The following is an 18936-nucleotide window of genomic DNA, read 5'->3' as shown; positions in this document are numbered from 1 at the left end:
GGCATGGCGGCGGACACCACTGACATCGACGACATTCGCGAGCAAGCCCGGCGTTGGCTGGCCGACGACCCCGACCCGGTCAGCCGGGACGAGCTGACGGCGGTGCTCAACGGGCTGCCGGCGAGCGCCCCGGAGCTGGCCGACCGGTTCGCCGGCCCGCTGACCTTCGGCACGGCGGGCCTGCGCGGCCCGCTGCGCGCCGGCCCGAACGGCATGAACCTCGCCGTGGTCACCCAGGCCGCTGCCGGCCTGGTCACCTGGCTCGCGGCCCAGGGTGCCACCGGCCCGCTGGTGATCGGGTACGACGCCCGGCACGGCTCCCGGCAATTCGCGGAGCGCACCGCCCAGGTGGCCACCGGTGCGGGCCGCCCGGCGCTGCTGCTGCCCCACCCGCTGCCCACCCCGGTGCTGGCGTACGCCGTGCGGCACCTCGGCGGTGTCGCCGGCGTGATGGTCACGGCCAGCCACAACCCGCCACAGGACAACGGCTACAAGGTCTACCTCGGCGCGGAGCTGGGCGGTGAGTTGGGCGCCGGCGCGCAGATCGTGCCACCCGCCGACGCCGGTATCGAGGCGGCCATCCGATCGGTCGGGCCGCTGGCCCAGGTGCCGTTGGGCGAGCCCGGTCAGGTGCTCGGTGACGACCTGGTCGCCTCGTACGTCGAACGGGCCACCGCGGTGATCGACGCGGACGGGCCACGGGACCTGACGGTGGCGTACACGCCGCTGCACGGGGTGGGCGCCGCGGTGCTCACCGCCGCCTTCGCCCGCGCTGGCTTCCCGACCCCCGGGGTGGTGCCCGACCAGGCCGAGCCGGACCCGGCGTTCCCCACCGTGTCGTTCCCCAACCCGGAGGAGCCCGGTGCGGTGGACCGGCTGATCGCCCTGGCCGACTCCACCGGCGCGGACCTCGCCATCGCCAACGACCCGGACGCCGACCGTTGCGCTGTGGTCGTCCGGGACGACAGCGACGGCTGGCGGATGCTGCGCGGCGACGAGGTGGGTGTCCTGCTCGCCGACCACCTGATGCGCCGGGGGGTGACCGGGCTCTACGCCACCACCATCGTGTCGTCGTCGCTGCTGCGGGCGATGTGCGCGGCCCGGGGCCTGCCCTACGACGAGACGCTGACCGGCTTCAAGTGGATCGTGCGGGCCGGCGGCGGGAGCGCGCCGCTGGTCTTCGGCTACGAGGAGGCGCTCGGTTACTGCGTCGCCCCGGAACACGTCCGGGACAAGGACGGCATCACCGCCGCTCTGACGGTGGCCGAGTTGGCCGCCGGCCTGAAGACGCAGGGTCGTACGCTGACCGACCGGCTGGACGAGCTGGCCGCCGAGTTCGGCGTACACCACACCGACCAGCTCTCCGCCCGGGTGGACGACCTGCGGGTCATCGCCGACGCGATGGCCCGGATCCGGGCGGTCACCCCGGCCACCCTGCTCGGGCAGCCGGTGGACAGTGTCCGGGACCTGCTGCCCGAGTCGGACGTGGTGATCCTGCGGACCGCTGCGGCCCGGGTGGTGATCCGCCCGTCCGGGACCGAGCCGAAGCTCAAGGCGTACCTCGAGGTGGTGGAACCGGTAGTGGACGGTGACGTCCAGACGGCCCGCGGCAGGGCGGCGTCGGCGGTCGCCGCGCTGCGCGGCGAGATCGCCGCAGCTCTGGGGCTCTGACCGGCGCGCGGGGTCAGCGGCGTGGGCCGAGGGCCTGGTCGACGGCCTTGGCCAGGGCGGCGACGACCAGGCCGACCGACGGGCGGACCACCGAGTCGTCGGTGCTCACCTCGCCGGAGAACCCGGCGCCGGTGGCGATCTCCGTCAAGCGGCGGCGGGCGTCGGCGGCGGCCTCGCCGCTCACCCCGAGCGCGGACTCCATCCGGAGCACCACCACCAGGGTGGCCAGCGCGGCGGTCCGCTCGTCCGGGGCTGCCGCGCCGGTCAGCGCCTCGGCCAGCCGCTGCCGGGTCTCCGCCTCCACGGAGGTGTCCACGACCGGGTAACGGTGCACGTGGATGAAGCCCAGCTCGGTCTCGTCGACGTCCCGGACGACGCCCTGCCGGCACAGGTCGGCGAGGATCCGGTCGCGCAGGCCGTGCCGCAGACGCTGCACCCAGGACGCCGGGGTGTGCGGGGTGTCGGCGGTGATCCGGCTGAGCACATCGTCGCTGAACGGCTCGCCCGTCGGCGTCGGATCGATCACCGTCAGGGACCCGTCGGCGTACGCGATCCGGCCGGCCAGAGCCAGCTCGACCAGCACCGCGGCGGCCATGCCCAGGTCCAGGCTGATCCGTGGCATGGTCGCCTTGCCGGTCGTGTCGTCGTAGGCGAGGAGCAGCAACTCCTCGGCGAGCGCAACACCAGTCATGGCCGGAGACGGTAGCGGGTCCACGCACCGCGCGCACGGACCCGCCGGACCCGGCACCGACCGGGTATCCCCCTCAGAAGCGGGGCATGCCACCGAACTGGCGGTCGCCGGCGTCGCCGAGGCCCGGGACAATGAACATGCTGTCGTTGAGCCCCTCGTCGATCGAGGCCGTGACCAGGCGCAACGGCAAGCCGGAGCGCTTCAGCCGGTCGATGCCGACCGGGGCGGCGAGCACACAGAGCACCGTGATGTCGGTGCAGCCCCGATCGGCCAGCAGCCGACAGGAATGCTCCAGCGAACCGCCGGTGGCCAGCATCGGGTCGAGCACCAGCACCGGCAGCCCGGCCAGGTCGCGTGGCAGCGATTCCATGTACGCGCGAGGCTCGTAGGTCACCTCGTCGCGGGCCAGGCCCACGAACCCCATCGAGGACTCGGGCAGAAGGCCCAACGCGGCGTCCGCCATGCCCAGGCCGGCGCGCAGCACCGGGACCAGCAGCGGCGGGTTGGCCAGCCGGGTGCCCTCGGTGCCGGTGACCGGCGTCTGCACCGGGTACCGCTCGACGGGGAAGGTGCGCGCAGCCTCGTACACCAGCATGGTGGTCAGTTCGTGCAGCGCCGCCCGGAACGTCGAGGAATCGGTGCGCGCGTCCCGCATGGCAGTCAACCGGGACTGGGCCAGCGGATGGTCAATGACGTGTACGTCCACGATCGCTCAACCTACCGGTCCGTACCGCGCGGCGGTGCGGGTGCGGTCGGACCAGGGACGCCGCTCACGTCGGCAGGTCACCGAGCGCTCGTGAGCAAGATCACTCGGCGGTGCGGTGCGTAGACTTCTCGGCATGACGGCGACAACGACGTCGGCCCGGTCGGAGCTCTCCGAGCTGGGACGATCCGAGACCGCTCTGCGGACCTTCCTGCACGGCCTGCCCGGCGTGGACCAGGTCGGCGCGGAGCAGCGGGCGGCACAGCTCGGCACCCGCTCCATCAAGACCACCGCCAAGGCCCAGGCGATCGACCTGGCGATCCGGATGGTCGACCTGACCACCCTGGAAGGGGCCGACACCCCGGGCAAGGTGCGCGCGCTCGCCGCGAAGGCCATTCGTCCGGACCCGGCCGACCCGTCCTGCCCGCACGTCGGCGCGGTCTGCGTCTACCCGGCGATGGTTCCGTACGTGGCCGAGGTGTTGCGCGGATCGGGCGTGCACCTGGCCAGCGTGGCGACCGCGTTCCCGTCGGGTCAGGCGCCGCTGGAGATCAAGCTGGCCGACACCCGGGCCGCCGTCGCGGCCGGCGCCGACGAGATCGACATGGTGATCAACCGGGGTGCGTTCCTGTCCGGGCGGTACAAGGAGGTCTACGACGAGATCGTGGCCACCAAGGAAGCCTCCGGGGATGCCCACCTCAAGGTGATCCTGGAGACCGGCGAGCTGGCCACCTACGACAACGTCCGGCGAGCCTCCTGGCTGGCCATGCTGGCCGGCGGCGACTTCATCAAGACCTCCACCGGCAAGGTCCCGATCGCGGCGACGATGCCGGTGAGCCTGGTGATGCTGGAAGCGGTCCGCGACTTCCGTGAGGCGACCGGGCGGCAGGTGGGCGTGAAGCCCGCCGGTGGCATCAAGACCACCAAGGACGCGATCAAGTACCTGGTGATGGTCAACGAGACCGTCGGCCCGGACTGGCTCGACCCGGACTGGTTCCGCTTCGGCGCGTCCAGCCTGCTCAACGACCTGCTGATGCAGCGCACCAAGCTGACGACCGGCACCTACTCCGGTCCCGACTACTTCACCCTGGACTGATAGCCGATGTTCGAATACGCCCCCGCCCCCGAGTCCCGCTCGGTGGTGGACCTCAAACCCTCGTACGGGCTGTTCATCGACGGCACGTTCGTCGACCCGACCGACGGTGACAGCTTCAAGTCGATCAACCCCGCCTCCGAGGAGGTGCTGGCCGAGGTCGCCGAGGCCGGCCCCCAGGACGTGGAACGCGCGGTGCGCGCCGCCCGGAAGGCGTACGACAAGGTCTGGGGCCCGATGTCGGGCCGGGACCGGGCGAAGTACCTGTACCGGATCGCCCGGCTCATCCAGGAGCGCTCCCGCGAGCTGGCCGTCCTGGAATCACTGGACAACGGCAAGCCGATCCGCGAGTCCCGCGACGTCGACCTGCCGCTGGTCGCCGCGCACTTCTTCTACTACGCGGGCTGGGCCGACAAGCTGGAACACTCCGGCTTCGGCGCGAACCCGCGACCCATCGGCGTGGCCGCGCAGGTCATCCCGTGGAACTTCCCGCTGCTCATGCTGGCCTGGAAGATCGCCCCGGCGCTCGCCGCGGGCAACACGGTGGTGCTGAAGCCGGCCGAGACCACCCCGCTGACCGCGCTGCTCTTCGCCGAGATCTGCCAGCAGGCCGAACTGCCGGCCGGTGTGGTCAACATCCTCACCGGCGCTGGCGACACCGGCCGCGCGCTGGTCGAGCACCAGGGCGTGGACAAGGTCGCCTTCACCGGCTCCACCGACGTCGGCCGGGCCATCGCCCGGTCGATCGCCGGCACCCGCAAGAAGCTCACCCTGGAGCTGGGCGGCAAGGCCGCCAACATCGTCTTCGACGACGCACCCATCGACCAGGCCGTCGAGGGCATCGTCAACGGCATCTTCTTCAACCAGGGGCACGTCTGCTGCGCCGGCTCCCGACTGCTGGTCCAGGAGAACGTGGCCGACCGGGTGCTGGAGTCGCTGAAGCGACGGATGGCTCAGCTCCGGGTCGGCGACCCGCTGGACAAGAACACCGACGTCGGCGCGATCAACTCGGCCGCCCAACTGGAGCGGATCCGCGAACTGTCCGACGCCGGCTCGGCCGAGGGCGCCGAGCGCTGGTCACCGCCGTGCGACCTGCCCGACCGGGGCTTCTGGTTCGCGCCGACCATCTTCACCGGCGTCACCCAGGCACACCGGATCGCCCGCGAGGAGATCTTCGGCCCGGTGCTGTCGGTGCTCACCTTCCGCACCCCGGCCGAGGCCGTGGAGAAGGCCAACAACACGCCGTACGGGTTGTCGGCCGGGATCTGGACCGACAAGGGCTCCCGGATCCTGTGGATGGCCGACCGGCTGCGCGCCGGCGTCGTCTGGGCCAACACCTTCAACAAGTTCGACCCCACCTCGCCGTTCGGTGGGTACAAGGAGTCGGGCTACGGTCGCGAGGGCGGCCGGCACGGGCTGGAGGGCTACCTCAATGTCTGAGCGGGTGGCGGTACGCAAGACGTACAAGCTCTTCATCGGCGGGAAGTTCCCGCGCAGCGAGTCGGGACGGTCGTATCTCGTGCAGTCCTCGAATGTGTCACTGGCCTCCCGCAAGGACGCCCGGGACGCGGTGGTCGCCGCCCGCGCCGCCGTCAAGGGCTGGGCCGGCGCTACCGCGTACAACCGGGGTCAGATCCTCTACCGGGCCGCCGAGATGCTGGAGGGCCGCCGCGAACAGTTCGTCGCCCTGGGCATCCCCGGCGACGAGGTGGACGCCGCTGTCGACCGCTGGGTCTGGTACGCCGGCTGGGCCGACAAGCTCGCCCAGGTGTACGGCGGCGCCAACCCGGTAGCCGGCCCGTACTTCAACATCTCAGCGCCCGAGCCGACCGGCGTGGTCGCTGTGGTAGCGCCGGAACGCCCGGCGCTGCTCGGTCTGGTCAGCGTGATCGCCCCGGCGATCGTCACCGGCAACACAGTGGTGGTGGCGGCCTCGCCGAGCGAGCCGCTGGCAGCGGTGACGTTGGCCGAGGTGCTGGCCACCTCCGACCTGCCCGGCGGTGTGGTCAACATCCTCACCGGCGCGATCACCGAAACCGCGCCGACGTTGGCCGCGCACATGGACGTCAACGCGATCGACCTGACCGGGGTCACCGACGCCGCGCTCGCCACCGACCTGGAGGTCAAGGCGGCGGAGAACCTCAAGCGGGTGCTCCGACCGGCCCCGGCCGACCACGACTGGTCGGTCGACCCGGGCCTGGATCGGATGACGGCGCTGTTGGAGACGAAGACGGTGTGGCACCCCAAGGGGGTGTAATCGTTCTTCTCGGCCTTTGGGTTTTCCGGGGGAGCCCGCCCACTCCGGGCGGTCAGGCTTGATCCCTGCGTGGGCGGGCTCCCCCGGAAAACCTGACGTGGGCCGGGTTCGTCGGGTGGGTCAGCTCACCGGTTCTGCCTTGGGTTGAGTTTCCGGTTAGCGGGGCGTCGGCCGCCGGCACCGGCCATCCTGACTGGTGATCATGGGGTCGGCGGAGTGTTTGATCTCCGTCAAGCCGGTCAACCTCATGATCATCGCTGGGTTGGGTGGGTGGGGGTGGGACGGCCCGGTGGGGTGGGTGGGGGGTCTACTACCGGGGGTAGGATTGGTTCGTGACTCGGTTGGGCGATCTTGAGCGTGCGGTGATGGACGTGCTGTGGGACGTGGTTCCCGGCACGTCGGACGGGGTGACCGTGCGCGAGGTGGCCGACGCGCTCGATGGCCGCGAACTGGCGTACACCACTGTGATGACAGTGCTGGACCGGCTCGCCGGCAAGGGCATGGTGCAGCGGGAGCGGGAGGGTCGCGCCTGGCGGTACCGTCCGGCGGCCAGCCGCGAGGCGCACATCGCTCAACTCATGCTCGACGCCCTCGACCTGGGCGGCAGCCGGGACGCCGCGCTGGTGCGGTTCGCCCGCTCGGTGACCGGCACCGAGGCCGAGGTGCTGCGAGCAGCCCTGGGCAGCGAGGCCGGGCTGACCGGGCCGGGCTCCACCGGCGGCGACGCGGGCGGGGCCGACACCCTGACCGATCGGGTGGACGGCCCGGCGGGCCGACGACCCGCCGGCGAAGCAGCGGAGCGGTAGGGCGCACACCATGGCCTACGCCGTGCACTTCGCCGCCACGATGCTGGCCTGCTATCTGACCGCCCAGGTGTTGGCCCGTTCCACCTGGACGTGGCGCAGCCCTCGGGTGGCGATCGTCTGCTGGCAGGCCGTCGGGCTGGCGTTGGGCCTCTCCGCGATGGGCCTGCCGATGGCGCTCGGGCTGAGCGCGTACGAGCGGCCGACAGGTAGCGCACTGCTCGCCCTGGCCAACGACCTCGCCCACGGCGCCCTGCCGATCGGGGTGGGCACGTTCCACCTGGCCGGCGTCGGCGTGGGCTTCGGCATCGGGGCGGTGCTGGTCACGACGACAGTGCGCAGCATCCACGGCACCGTACGCGCCCAGCGTCGCCACCGGGACCTGCTCTCCCTGGTCGCCCGGAACGACCCGGCGGCGCCGGGCGCGCTGGTGTTGGATCATCCGAGCGCCGCCGCGTACTGCCTGCCGGGCGTGAAGCCGCAGGTGGTGGTCAGCGCCGGCACCCTGAGCCTGTTGGACCGGGCCGAGCTGGCCGCGGTTCTCAGTCACGAGCGTGCGCACGCCCACGAGCGGCACGATCTGGTGCTGCTGCCGTTCACCGCGCTGTGCCGGGCGCTGCCGTGGTTCGGCTGGGTGCGCGACGCGCACGAGCGGGTCGCCCTGCTGGTCGAGATGCGCGCCGACGACAAGGCCCGCGAGCTGCACGCCGAGGCCCCGCTGGCGGGGGCGCTACGCCGGTTCGCCGCCGCCGGGCACCGGATCACACCGGCCGGCGCGCTCGGCATGGGTGATCGGGATCTTGACGTACGGGTGCAGCGCCTGCTGGTCAGCGACCGGCCGCCCCGGGTGCTGGGCGCCACCGCCCTCGCGGTCGCCGCCACCCTGGTCGCTCTCCCGGTCACCCTCTTCCTGAGCTGACGCGCCAACCCCGCCCCACGCCACTGCCCGGGTGACGGCGTGTCGCCGGCCGGACGGCCAGGTGTTCGAGTCCCCCTTTGCTCTGCTTCAACCCACGCACCACCTTCGCGGCAGAACCGTTGCGTGGGTTGAAGCAGAGCAAAGGCGGCGAAGCGGCATAGGCCGCCCCCTCGCCCGGCGTTGCCTCGCCGCACCACCAGCAAACGCAGCTACTACGCATCGTCGTAATATTGTCTACGACAAGGCGTAGTAGAGTTTTTATGTAGGCTAGCTACGTGTAGGGTGGCTACGACAAGGCAGCCAACGCTATGGAGGGCTGGTCATGGACACCCTGCTCCTCGCCCGCCTGCAGTTCGCCACCACCACGTCGATCCACTTCCTGTTCGTCGTCGTCACGCTCGGGCTGGTCACCCTGCTGGTGGGCATGCAGACCGCCTGGGTGCTCACCGGCAACCCGAAGTGGGAGCGGCTGACCCGCTACTGGGGCCAGCTCTACGTGATCAACTACGTGCTCGGCATCGCCACCGGCATCGTGATGGAGTTCCAGTTCGGGCTGAACTGGAGTGGCCTGTCGCGCTACGTCGGCAACGTCTTCGGGGCGCCCCTGGCCATCGAGACGCTTGTGGCGTTCTTCCTGGAGTCCACGTTCCTCGGGATGTGGATCTTCGGCTGGCACCGGCTCGGCAAGGGCGTCCACCTCGCGTTGCTCTGGGGCGTGGCGATCACGGCGTACGCCTCGGCGTTCTGGATCATGGTGGCCAACTCCTGGCTGCAGAACCCGGTCGGCTACGAGGTCCGCGACGGGATCGCCCATCTCACCGACTTCGGTGCGCTGCTCACCAACCCCAGCCTCGGCATGGCCTTCGGGCACGTGGTCTCGGCGGCGCTGCTGGTCGGCGGGATGCTGATGGCGGCGGTCAGCGCCGGGCACCTGATCCGGCGTACCGCGGACTTCGCGCTCTTCCGCACCTCGCTGCGGATCGGCCTGGTCACCGCGGCACTGGCCATCACGATGGTGCAGGGCTTCGGTTTCGCCCAGTTCGGCCCGGTGGGCTCGGTGCAGCCGACCAAGTTCGGCGGCGACAGCCTGGAGAGCCAGGCGCTGATCGCCGAGTGGACCACCCGGTTCGGCCCCGGCGACTACACCCCGCCGGTGCTGGCCAGCGTCGGGTTGGGGTTCATGATCCTGATCGGCTTCACCCTCGGCTGCGTCTGGCTCCTGCTGCCCCTGCTCTTCCGGGACTGGATCATCCGACTGCGCTTCCCGCTCTGGCTGATCCTGCTCGCGCTGCCGCTGCCGTTCATCGCGGTGATCCTCGGCTGGATCTCCCGGGAGGTCGGCCGTCAGCCCTGGGTGGCGTACGGGCTGCTCCCCACCGAGCAGGCCGTCTCCCCGGTCAGCGCACCGCTGATGCTCGCCTCACTGATCGGGTTCAGCCTGCTGCTGGGCACCCTCGCCGTCACCAACTGGGTGCTGCTCGCCCGGCACGCCAGGCGCGGCGCGGCCGACCCGGCGCTCGGCCGACCACCGGCACCGCCCAGCGAGCCGGCCCACCCCGAACCCGCCCTCATCTGAGGAGAAGACAGTGGACCTCGCCTGGTACGCCCTGCTCGGCCTCTTCTTCGCCAGCTATCTGGTGCTCGCCGGCTACGACTACGGCGTCGGGCTGCTGCTCGCCCGCGGCGGCGGCCCGGCCGGGCGCCGGGAGGCGCTCACCGCGCTCGGCCCGTTCTTCCTCGGCAACGAGGTCTGGCTGGTGGCCGCCATGGGCATCCTCTTCGGCGCGTTCCCCCTCCTGGAGGGCGAGTTGCTCGCCGGCTGCTATCCGGTCGTCGTCGGCGCCCTGGTCGGCGTCATCCTGGTCACCGTCGGGGTGCAGCTGCGCAGCCGACCCAGCCACGAGCGGATCCGCGCCCGCTGGGACCGCGTCGTGGTGATCGGCAGCGCCCTCGCCGCGCTGGGCTGGGGTGCGCTGCTCGCCGCGCTGCTGCAGGGCGTACCCCTTGAGGCCGACGGGCACGTCGCCGGGGTGACGCACCTGGCCACCCCGTTCGCGGCCGCTGCCGGGCTGGCCATGGTCACACTGGTCGCTGTGCACGGGGCGACCTTCCTCACCCTGCGGCTGCCGGCCGAGGCCGCCGCCACGGTCGGCCGCACGGCCCGCCGGCTGGTCCCGGTGGCGCTCACCGCTGTCGCCCTGGCCACCGTCGTGGGCCTGCTTTCCGCCCGGGTACGCGACGCCGTGCAGCGGCCGGCGGTGGCCGTACTCCTGCCGGTGCTGCTCGTGACGGCGCTGCTGGCGGCCGGCGCGGCGCTGACCCGGCGGCGGCCAGGGTGGGCTCTGGTCGCCACCGGCGCGGCCCTGGCGCTGCCGGTGGTGCTGGTCGGAGCGGCTCTCTGGCCCTACGTTCTGGTGTCCACGACCGACCCGGGCGCCTCGCTGCTGGTGGCCGACGCCGCCGCCAGCGCGCCGACACTGCGGCTGCTGGGCTGGGTGGCGCTGCCGCTACTTCCGGCCCTACTAGGCTTCCAGGCGATGTGCTGGTGGGTTTTCCGAGGACGGACCGACGGTAGGGCACCGGTGTACTGGTGAGCCGCCGTCCGTTCGACCCGCGTCTGCTGCGCCGGGTCCCTGCGGCCCGGGGCGATCTTGCCGTGCTCGCGCTCCTGGGGGTGCTGGCCGCCGGGTTGATCGTGGCGCAGGCCACCGCGCTCGCGTCGCTGCTGGCCACAGCGATCGACGGCCGGCTGGATCGACCGGCGCTGGCCGGCTTCGTGGTCGCGGTCGCCGCCCGCTCAGCACTGGTCTGGGCGCAGGGCACGGTCTCGGCGCGGGTCGCCGCCACTGTCAAGGCCACGCTGCGGGCCGACCTGCTCGGCGCTGTGGGCCGGCACGGGCCCGGCTGGGTGGCCGGGCAGCGGGCTGGTGAGATCGCCACCCTGGCCGGGCGTGGGTTGGACGCGCTGGACGCGTACTTCACCGGTTACCTGCCACAACTGGTGCTCAGCGTGACGGTGCCCCTGGCGGTGCTGGCGCGCGTCGTCTTCGCCGACTGGAGTTCGGCGGTGATCATCGCGCTGACCCTGCCGCTGATCCCGGTCTTCGGAGCGCTGCTCGGCTGGCAGGCGCAGGCCGCCACCGAACGGCAGTGGCGGCGGCTCGCACTGCTCGGCGGGCACTTCCTGGACATGGTCGCCGGGCTGCCCACGCTGCGCGCGTTCGGGCGGGCCCGGGCGCAGACCGACGTGGTGCGCCGGATGGCCGACGGTCACCGCGTGGCCACCATGAAGACGCTGCGGATCGCGTTCCTCTCCGCGCTGGTCCTCGAGTTGGTCGCCACCCTCTCGGTGGCGCTGGTAGCGGTGCCGGTCGGCATCCGGCTGCTCGGCGGCGGGCTGGCCCTGCAGACCGCGCTGCTGGTGCTGCTGTTGACCCCGGAGGCGTACCTGCCGCTGCGAGCCGCCGGCAGCCGCTTCCACGCCAGCATGGAAGGGCTGGCCGCGCTGGACGAGGCGTTGACCGTCTCCGCCGCGCCCACAGCACCCCGAGCCGCCGAGGGCGCCTCCGTCCCGGACGCGCGGGCCGAGATCCGGTTCGAGGGGGTGACAGTGGCGTACGAGCGGACCACAGCGCTGCGCGACGTGAACCTGACCATCCGGCCGGGTGAGCGGATCGCCATCATCGGGCCCAGCGGCGCCGGCAAGAGCACCCTGCTCGGCCTGCTGTTGGGCTTCGTGGTGCCGACCACCGGCCGGATCACAGTGGACGGGGTCGACCTCGCCACCGCCGACCCGGACGCCTGGCGTCGTCAGCTCGCCTGGGTGCCGCAGCGGGCGCACCTCTTCGCCGCCTCGCTGGCCGACAACATCCGCCTCGGCGCGCCGGACACCCCGGCCGACGCACTCACCGCCGCCGTGCACGACGCCGCCCTGGACGACGTGGTGGCCGGCCTGCCCGACGGGCTGGACACCCTGCTCGGCGAACGCGGTCACGGGCTGTCCAGCGGGCAGCGGCAGCGGGTGGCACTGGCCCGGGCGTTCCTGCGTGCCGCCCCGGTGGTGTTGCTCGACGAACCCACCGCCCGACTCGACACGGCGGCGGAGGCGGTGGTGCTCGACGCCACCCGCCGCCTGGTCGCCGGGCGGACGGCGCTGCTGGTCGCGCACCGACCGGCGTTGCTGGCCGACGCCGACCGGATCCTGCGCATCGAGGACGGTCGGGTCACCGAGTTGACGCCCGAACCGACCGGGAAGGCCACCCGATGACCGGGGACCAGGGGCCGGCGTTGGCCGACGCGGCCCCGGCCGGGCGGGCCGCCGCCGAGCGGGTGGTGCTGCGACTGGCCCGGCCGTACCTGGGCCGCCTGGTCGGAGCCGGGCTGCTGGCGGCAGCCACCGAGTTCGCCGGGCTCGCCCTGATGGCCACCGCCACCTGGCTGCTGATGAGTGCCGCCGGTCAGCCTCCGCTGGACCGCCTCACAGTGGCGATCGTCGCGGTCCGGGCGCTGGCGATCAGCCGGGGCGTGTTCCGCTACACCGAACGGCTCGCCGGGCACGACGCGGTGCTCCGCATGATCACCGACGTCCGGGCCCGGGTCTTCGCCACCCTGGCGGCCCGCCGTGGCACGACGCACCGCTCGGGGGACGTGCTGAGTCGCCTGGTCTCCGACGTGGAGGCCGTCCAGGACCTGTTGCTGCGGGTGCTCGTGCCCGCTTCGGCGGCGGCAGTGGTCGGTGTGTCGGCGGTCGCCGTGGCGGCGCTGATCTCGCCACCGGCCGCCGGCGCGCTCGCCGTCGGGCTGCTGGTCGCCGGGGTGGCGCTGCCCGCCTTGGCCACAGCGGTCACCCGCCGCAGCGCGGCCGAGGTGGCCCCCCTGCGGGGCGCGCTGGCCACCGACGCGATCGACCTCACCCACGGCGCCGCCGACCTGGCCGCGTTCGGGGCGACAGACGTCACGCTGCGCGCCGCCGAGCAGCGCGCCCACCGGCTGGCCCGGCTGGAACGTCGACTGGCCGCCACCGGGTTCGCCGTGGACGCGGCCGGCGTGCTGGCCGCCGGCGTGACCGCCGCGGCTGTGGTGCTGGTCGCGCTCGCCGCCGACGTGCCGGGGGTGCTGGTGGGCGTCCTGGCCGTCGGCACACTGGCCGCCGTGGAGGTGACGCTGGCGCTTGTCGCGGCGGCCCGGCAGTGGACGCAGCTGCGGCCCGGCCTGACCCGGGTGGCCGACCTGCTCGACGCCGACCCGCCGACCGCGCCGGCCGCGACCGGTCCAACGGACCTGAGCGGTCCGCACGAGCTGCGCTTCGTCGACGTGACAGTGCGGTACCGGGCCGGTGCGGCGCCCGCCCTGGACGGGGTCAACCTGAACCTGCCGGCGGGACGTCGGATCGCTGTCGTCGGCCCGAGCGGCGCCGGCAAGAGCACCCTGGCCGCCGTGCTGACCGGCACCGTCCGGCCCGCGTCCGGCCGGGTCACACTGGACGGTCACGACCTCTCGACGTACGCCGAGGAGGCGCTGCCCCGCGCGGTCGGCGGGCTGCTCGCCGAGGCGTACGTCTTCCATGCCACGGTGCGGGAGAACCTGCTGCTCGGGCGGGCCGCGGCTGGCGAGGAGGAGCTGACCGCGGCCACCGCCGCCGCCGGCCTGCTGGACTGGGTCCGCGCCCAGCCTGCGGGCTGGGACACGCTGGTCGGCGAGGAGGGCGGGCAGCTCTCCGGCGGGCAGCGGCAGCGGCTGGCGCTCGCCCGTGCCCTGCTCGCCGCGCCGCCGGTGCTGGTGCTCGACGAACCCACCGAAGGTCTTGACCCGTCCGCCGCGGACGCGGTGCTCGCGTCCGCCCTCGCCGCCACCCCCGCCGGGCACTCGGTGCTGCTGATCAGCCACCGGCTCAGCGGGCTGGCCGAGCTGGACGAGATCGTGGTCCTGGACGGCGGCCGGGTGATCCAGCGCGGCCGGCACGCCGAGTTGGTCGCCGCCCCGGGCTGGTACCGGGACCAGTGGCTTCTCCAGGCCGCTGCCGAACGGGGTTACCTGGCGCTCGCTCCCTGACCCGACTCGGGGGCGGACCAGGGTTCTCCCGGACGTCGACCGGCGGGATTCCGTGGCACTGTGGTGGCCATGGGGCGCGGTGAGGACGTGATGGTCGACGAGCACCTGCGGGAGCTGGCCGCTCGGTTGCAGGGGCCGGCGCGACTCAAGTCCGACCTGCTGACCGAGGCCCGGCACGGGTTGCTGGACGCCGTCGAGGCGTACCGCGAGAGCGGGGTGCCACCCACCGAGGCGCAGCGCCGGGCGGTGGTGGAGTTCGGCTCACCGGCGCAGGTGCTCCCGTCCTGGCAGGCCGAGCTGGCGGTGGGCGCCCTGCGGGGGCTCTCCCTGCGGATGCTGGCGATCGCCGGGGTGGGGGTGGTCGCCGGTGACCTGACCTGGCGGGGGTCGAGCTGGAGTGGGGGCCCACGTCCCCCGACCGGCTACCTGCTGCTCTCCAACTCGGTGGACTGGATCTGGATGAGCGCGTTGCTGCTCTCGGTGGCCGGTCTGCTGGTGGTCTGGGCGAGCGCGCGGGCGCCCCGGCCGGGCCTGGCTCTGGCCCAGCGTGCGGTGGGCACCGGCCTGACCGGCGTCCTGATCCTCGGCATCGTGGCCGGCAGCGCCCTCTTCACCTGGTCGCTGAACCTCTGGGACGCGGCGGCACACTGGCCCCCGATGATCATCGGGGCGGTGTTGGTGGGCGGCGGATACTTCTCGCTGACCCGCGCGGCACGCGGCTGGCTGCTGGCCACCACCCGCTGATCGGCGGCGGATCCGAGCGGGTCAGGCCGGGGTCGGCGGGTTGCCGGGATCGAGGAACCGGCCGACGGTCAGTTGGAACTCGCGCCAACCGGCCCGCTCCCCGGCCAGCGCCCGCCTGCCGGAGTCGGTGAGCTGGTACGTCCGCCGTTCCCGGCCGCTGACAGTGCTCCAGGTGCTCGCCACATGACCGGCGCGTTCCAGGCGACGGAGCGCGGGATAGATGGTGCCGGTGGGCAGATCCAGATTGCCGTCACTGCGGGCGCGCAACGCCTCGATGATCGCGTAGCCGTGCAGCGCGCCCTGTTCGAGCACGGCGAGCAGCAGAGCGTCGAGATGGCCGTGCAGCGCCTGGGCCTTCATGCGTAGCTACGCTACTTGTCGAACCGCCGCTTCGCCAGCGGTGACGACCAGCAGGTCGGACCCGTGCGTCAACCGGCCACCGGGGTGCGGGCATCGGTCACCCAGGGCCGCCGACTAGGGTATGTGCCCAGAGTCACTCGCCGGTCAGAGACCCCGGTGGGTGGGCAACCCGAAGCACACGGAGGTCAGCGTGGCCCGCCAGTCGCCCCAACGGCCCGACGCCGACGAGCCCGAGCTCGACGACACCACCGGCGCGGCCGAGCCAGACGAGACCGAGACCGACCGCCCGGCGGCGTCGATCGACCGTTCACTCTGGGACGAGCTGCGTATCGACCCAGTGGAGATCGCCCTGCCCGCCGGCACCGGCTTCACGCTCCGGGCGTACCGACCGGCCAGCTCGCTGACCCCGACCGACGTGACCGAGCGCGACCTTGACGACCCGTTCCTCGCCCGCCGTCAGGCGATCGAGGAGGAGGAGGACGACGAGACCGTCGTCATCCTCGACGAGGAGCTGGCCCAGGAGTTCGCCGAGGACGACGACGAGTCGAAGCGCCGCCGGGACGGCGCCGACACCGACGACGAGTCGGACGAGGCCGTCACGGACGAGGCGGACGACGAGGAGGTGCCGGTCTTCCTCAGCAACCGCGGCAAGCTGCTGCTGTTCAAGACCCCCGAGTCGCTTGTCAGTTTCATCCGATCCGGTGCGCCAAACGATCTGTCCCAACTGGACAGCTGGAATGAATTGTCCGAACGGGTGGAGCCGGCAGATATCGCTCCGCTCGAGGAGGACACCTACGAGCTCGACCTGGTCGTGGAGAACCTGCGCGGCGGGCACGACACGTGGGATTCGAGCCTGCTGATCGAGGCGGGCGAGGCCGCACGTGACCTCTCGTACGCATTGCGGCTGCCTGCGGTACTCGACATGCTCTCCGCCGGCTCCAGCCTCGACGACCTGGACGAGGCGCTGCGTGCCACCGCCAACGGTGGGATCGGCGCGTTCATGGGTCGGCGACGGCTGAAGAAGATCGGTGCGCAGACCGCAAGTTTGGGTTGGCGCACCATTGTCGGCAAGATCTCTGCGGTGGTGGACTGGCGCGACTGACCCGTACCGGGGAGCATCAGTTGCTGGCAGAGGAAAGACCTGTCCCGGGAGGAGGACGACGCCGTGGCGCTCGTGCGCGTTTACTGCGGTCTGGCCTCGGCGGATCCGGCTGACCGACCGGCCTCCGCCGGTTCGACGCTGACGTCCGCTGTGGTCGACGACGCAGGCCGTCTGCTGCATGTCTGCGAGATCAGCGATGACGCCGCTGGCTACGCCCAGCTCGTCGCGCTGCTCGTGGAGCGGTCGGGCGGGCCGAGCGGTGCGGCCATCGCCGCCGACAGCGACGACCACACGGTCACCTCGCTGCTGAGCGCGGCGGGGCGGCCCCTGGCGATCGCCGACGACGACTCGGTGGACGACTTCGCCGAGCGGTTCGCCGACGACGACTCCCTTGAGGAGATGCAGTCGCCTCCGGCCGAACGACGGGCGGTCGGCCTCGCCCGCGCGTTGCAGGCGGGGGCACTCTCCGCCGTCACCCTGCCGGCACCCCGGGACCTCGCCGGCTACAAGCAGGTGCTCTCCGCACACGCCGCTCTGGCCAGTGGGCGGCACTCCGCCGCCGTGGCGCTGCGCGAGGTTCTGCGGGAGCTCTACCCGGCGGCCCTGCGCGCCTACCCGGACCCGGCCGAGCCGGTCTCTCTGGCCGTGCTGGACGCCCTGCCCGAGCCGGGCATGCTCGGGGGCACCGTCGCCCGGGGTCGCGAGGTTTCGGTCGCGGCGGATGCCATCGCCGCGCACCTCGCCGCGGACGGGGTCGCCGACGCCGAGGAGATCAACGAGGCGGTCACCGCCCTGCGGGTCGCCATCTCCGAGACACCCCGACGGGCTGCGGTCAACCGGGCGCTCACGTCCGCGGTGGCCGAGACTGTCCGCCAGGCCGTCGCCTCCGTACGGGCCTGCGACGCCGGGTGTGAGGCGCTGGTCAGCGCGCTCAGCTCACGGGTCACCACGCCTGTCCAGGCACCCGGCCGCCGGGCCGCGGCCCGCCGTGGCGAGTCCGTCGGCGAGTTGACCGGCCTGGCCGGCACCAGTGCCGGGATGACCGGCCTGGCCGGCACCAACGCCGGGTTGCGGTCTGTCCGACCCACTCCGCCGGCCGCCGACCCGGCACCCGCTGTCGGGCGGCGCAGTCGTCCCGAGCCGGTCCCCGGTAACGCGCCGTTGGCGTCGCCCCGCCCGCTCGGGCCACCGCCAGTCGCCCCGGCGCCGGTCACGCCGCCACCGGTCGCACCCGCGCCGATGACGCCGGCGGCGATGGCTGGTCCGCCGGCCTCCACGCTGCCCAGTCGCAGCGAACCGCTCCCCAGCCGGATCGACGGCCCGACCAACCGGCCCGTCTCCTCGCCGCCGCCTCCGCCGCCCGGGATCACCCCGATCGCGCCGGCACAGCGCGGCATGGTGCCGCCGGCCGAGGCCGGCGAGCCCTTCCGCCCGACCCTGACGACTGCCGCGATCAACAACGCGCGGGCCGAACGTCAGCGGACCGTCATTCCGCCCCGGCCCAAGACCAACGGCGAGCCCCGGCCGAGCCACCTGCAACGCCCGGTCGACGAGCCACCCACCGGCGGGTTCAGCGCCACCGATCTCAGCATTCCGGTGCCGACCCCCCGACCCGGGCAGGAGGCCGCACCCCCGCCCGGCTCCCGTGCCAACTGGCCGCTGGTCAACAACCCGGAGGACCCGTCCGACAGCTCACCGAACAACCCGGTGGCCTACTCGTACGGCGGCAGCCGCGGTGTCGACGCCCCGACCGACCCGGGCCGGGCCGACGGTCGGGTCACCCCGCCGTGGTTGGCGGACGACCTGCCGCCGGAGCCGCCGATGCTGCGGCTGGTGGAGCCGCCGCCGCTGGCCGACAGGGCGCTGCGCGAAGGGCTCAACCCTCCCGCGGACCAGCACCTGGAGACGCCGCCGCTGCGCCTGGTCGACCGCGAGCAGGCCGCTCGCAACGGTCGGGCGGCCGCCCGCACCGAGCGTGCCACCGAGCACCGGCCGGCGCCCCCGGTCGAGCACCGGCCACCGCCGCTGGAGCACCGGCCACCGCCAATGGAGCACCGGCCGCCGCCGGTCGCCGACGAGGGCGATGGCGATCTGCTGATCTTCGCCCAGGCCAAGTCGGCCTGGTTCGTCGGGCAGGCCGAGGAGTCCGACCTGGACTGGTCGACCACCGCCGACACCGGTTGGCAGGCCGCGGAGCAGGCCGCCCGCCCGGCGGTGGGCGCCGAGACCAACGCCGGGCTGCCGAAGCGCGTGCCGCAGGCCAACCTGGTGCCCGGTTCGCCGCTGCGCGAGGAGCGCCCATTGCGGATAGTGCGTGATGCGGCAAGCCTCGCGGAGAACACGACAGGCTACTTCCGTGGCTGGCGTCGTGGCCAGGAGATCGGCGGTTTCGCGGTGGGTGGTCGGCCCGGTCGTGAGGCGGCCGGCGGCTGGGACTTCAGCCGTGACCACGGAGACCGCGACGACGACCGGGAGTACGAGTACCGCTCGGCGGGTTATCAGTCCTGATCCCTGCGCATATGTGAGAGCGCCCTCAGTCAGC

At 72.9% G+C, this 18936-nt stretch carries 16 protein-coding genes; 13 read left to right on the top strand and 3 right to left on the bottom strand.

Annotated elements, in window-relative coordinates; translation table 11 throughout:
* The first annotated feature begins 3 nt into the window (after nucleotides 1-3).
* Nucleotides 4-1671, top strand: coding sequence for a phospho-sugar mutase (locus NIE79_RS18015; RefSeq protein ID WP_238679675.1), 1668 nt, complete (start codon nucleotides 4-6; stop codon nucleotides 1669-1671).
* 13 nt (nucleotides 1672-1684) lie between these two features.
* Here NIE79_RS18015 and NIE79_RS18010 read toward each other — a convergent pair whose 3' ends face one another.
* A complete protein-coding gene (locus NIE79_RS18010; RefSeq protein WP_238679674.1) occupies nucleotides 1685-2362 on the bottom strand; it encodes a GOLPH3/VPS74 family protein in 678 nt (225 codons plus the stop codon).
* Nucleotides 2363-2435: 73 nt separating this feature from the next.
* On the bottom strand, nucleotides 2436-3068 hold the full coding sequence (gene upp / locus NIE79_RS18005; RefSeq protein WP_238679673.1) for a uracil phosphoribosyltransferase: 633 nt from the start codon (nucleotides 3066-3068) through the stop codon (nucleotides 2436-2438).
* Between the two features lie 133 nt (nucleotides 3069-3201).
* Between upp and deoC the strand changes: the two genes are divergently transcribed.
* From deoC to NIE79_RS17955, 10 genes are all read left to right on the top strand, one after another.
* Nucleotides 3202-4161 carry a deoxyribose-phosphate aldolase gene (deoC, locus tag NIE79_RS18000; protein WP_238679672.1) on the top strand — a complete coding sequence of 320 codons (960 nt, stop codon included), beginning with the start codon at nucleotides 3202-3204 and terminating at the stop codon, nucleotides 4159-4161.
* Between the two features lie 6 nt (nucleotides 4162-4167).
* Complete coding sequence (locus NIE79_RS17995) at nucleotides 4168-5598, top strand: aldehyde dehydrogenase family protein (protein ID WP_238679671.1); 1431 nt, start codon at nucleotides 4168-4170, stop codon at nucleotides 5596-5598.
* Entirely contained in the window at nucleotides 5591-6415 is an 825-nt protein-coding gene (locus NIE79_RS17990) for an aldehyde dehydrogenase family protein (RefSeq protein WP_238679670.1), read from the top strand. The genes NIE79_RS17995 and NIE79_RS17990 overlap by 8 nt, the downstream gene beginning before the upstream one ends.
* Nucleotides 6416-6747: 332 nt before the next feature.
* Nucleotides 6748-7221, top strand: coding sequence for a BlaI/MecI/CopY family transcriptional regulator (locus NIE79_RS17985; RefSeq protein ID WP_112601951.1), 474 nt, complete (start codon nucleotides 6748-6750; stop codon nucleotides 7219-7221).
* Nucleotides 7222-7231: 10 nt separating this feature from the next.
* On the top strand, nucleotides 7232-8137 hold the full coding sequence (locus NIE79_RS17980) for a M56 family metallopeptidase (protein WP_238679669.1): 906 nt from the start codon (nucleotides 7232-7234) through the stop codon (nucleotides 8135-8137).
* A 322-nt stretch (nucleotides 8138-8459) separates the two neighbouring features.
* Nucleotides 8460-9713: a cytochrome ubiquinol oxidase subunit I gene (locus NIE79_RS17975; RefSeq protein ID WP_238679668.1), complete on the top strand. Its 1254-nt coding sequence runs from the start codon at nucleotides 8460-8462 to the stop codon at nucleotides 9711-9713.
* 10 nt (nucleotides 9714-9723) lie between these two features.
* Entirely contained in the window at nucleotides 9724-10731 is a 1008-nt protein-coding gene (locus NIE79_RS17970) for a cytochrome d ubiquinol oxidase subunit II (RefSeq protein ID WP_238679667.1), read from the top strand.
* The gene (gene cydD / locus NIE79_RS17965) at nucleotides 10728-12404 is read left to right on the top strand and encodes a thiol reductant ABC exporter subunit CydD (RefSeq protein WP_238679666.1); all 1677 of its coding nucleotides are present in this window, start codon (nucleotides 10728-10730) and stop codon (nucleotides 12402-12404) included. The genes NIE79_RS17970 and cydD overlap by 4 nt, the downstream gene beginning before the upstream one ends.
* Nucleotides 12401-14188, top strand: a complete 1788-nt coding sequence (gene cydC, locus NIE79_RS17960; protein ID WP_238679665.1) for a thiol reductant ABC exporter subunit CydC — start codon at nucleotides 12401-12403, stop codon at nucleotides 14186-14188. Before cydD ends, cydC begins: the two co-directional genes overlap by 4 nt.
* A gap of 69 nt (nucleotides 14189-14257) precedes the next feature.
* Complete coding sequence (locus tag NIE79_RS17955; RefSeq protein WP_238679664.1) at nucleotides 14258-14932, top strand: permease prefix domain 1-containing protein; 675 nt, start codon at nucleotides 14258-14260, stop codon at nucleotides 14930-14932.
* Nucleotides 14933-14953: 21 nt separating this feature from the next.
* On the opposite strand, the gene NIE79_RS17950 is transcribed toward NIE79_RS17955, so the two are convergent.
* Nucleotides 14954-15292 carry a PadR family transcriptional regulator gene (locus NIE79_RS17950; protein ID WP_238679663.1) on the bottom strand — a complete coding sequence of 113 codons (339 nt, stop codon included), beginning with the start codon at nucleotides 15290-15292 and terminating at the stop codon, nucleotides 14954-14956.
* 160 nt (nucleotides 15293-15452) lie between these two features.
* On the opposite strand from NIE79_RS17950, the gene NIE79_RS17945 reads away from it, so the two are divergent.
* On the top strand, nucleotides 15453-16394 hold the full coding sequence (locus NIE79_RS17945) for a SatS C-terminal domain-containing protein (protein ID WP_238679662.1): 942 nt from the start codon (nucleotides 15453-15455) through the stop codon (nucleotides 16392-16394).
* A gap of 39 nt (nucleotides 16395-16433) precedes the next feature.
* Nucleotides 16434-18902: a transposase gene (locus NIE79_RS17940; RefSeq protein ID WP_238679777.1), complete on the top strand. Its 2469-nt coding sequence runs from the start codon at nucleotides 16434-16436 to the stop codon at nucleotides 18900-18902.
* Nucleotides 18903-18936 lie beyond the last annotated feature (34 nt).

Origin of the sequence: Micromonospora trifolii, from assembly GCF_022229005.1 — a bacterium.
GTDB classification, from domain to species: domain Bacteria; phylum Actinomycetota; class Actinomycetes; order Mycobacteriales; family Micromonosporaceae; genus Micromonospora; species Micromonospora trifolii.
This window is presented reverse-complemented; position numbering and strand designations above follow the sequence as displayed.

Bases quoted from the DNA above. Each gene is read 5' to 3' on its own strand.
- NIE79_RS18010 (WP_238679674.1), bottom strand. From the start codon at position 2,362: ATGACTGGTGTTGCGCTCGCCGAGGAGTTGCTGCTCCTCGCCTACGAC.
- cydC (WP_238679665.1), top strand. From the start codon at position 12,401: ATGACCGGGGACCAGGGGCCGGCGTTGGCCGACGCGGCCCCGGCCGGG.
- NIE79_RS17990 (WP_238679670.1), top strand. From the start codon at position 5,591: ATGTCTGAGCGGGTGGCGGTACGCAAGACGTACAAGCTCTTCATCGGC.
- NIE79_RS17995 (WP_238679671.1), top strand. From the start codon at position 4,168: ATGTTCGAATACGCCCCCGCCCCCGAGTCCCGCTCGGTGGTGGACCTC.
- NIE79_RS17950 (WP_238679663.1), bottom strand. From the start codon at position 15,292: ATGAAGGCCCAGGCGCTGCACGGCCATCTCGACGCTCTGCTGCTCGCC.
- NIE79_RS17955 (WP_238679664.1), top strand. From the start codon at position 14,258: ATGGGGCGCGGTGAGGACGTGATGGTCGACGAGCACCTGCGGGAGCTG.
- NIE79_RS18015 (WP_238679675.1), top strand. From the start codon at position 4: ATGGCGGCGGACACCACTGACATCGACGACATTCGCGAGCAAGCCCGG.
- NIE79_RS17975 (WP_238679668.1), top strand. From the start codon at position 8,460: ATGGACACCCTGCTCCTCGCCCGCCTGCAGTTCGCCACCACCACGTCG.
- NIE79_RS17980 (WP_238679669.1), top strand. From the start codon at position 7,232: ATGGCCTACGCCGTGCACTTCGCCGCCACGATGCTGGCCTGCTATCTG.
- deoC (WP_238679672.1), top strand. From the start codon at position 3,202: ATGACGGCGACAACGACGTCGGCCCGGTCGGAGCTCTCCGAGCTGGGA.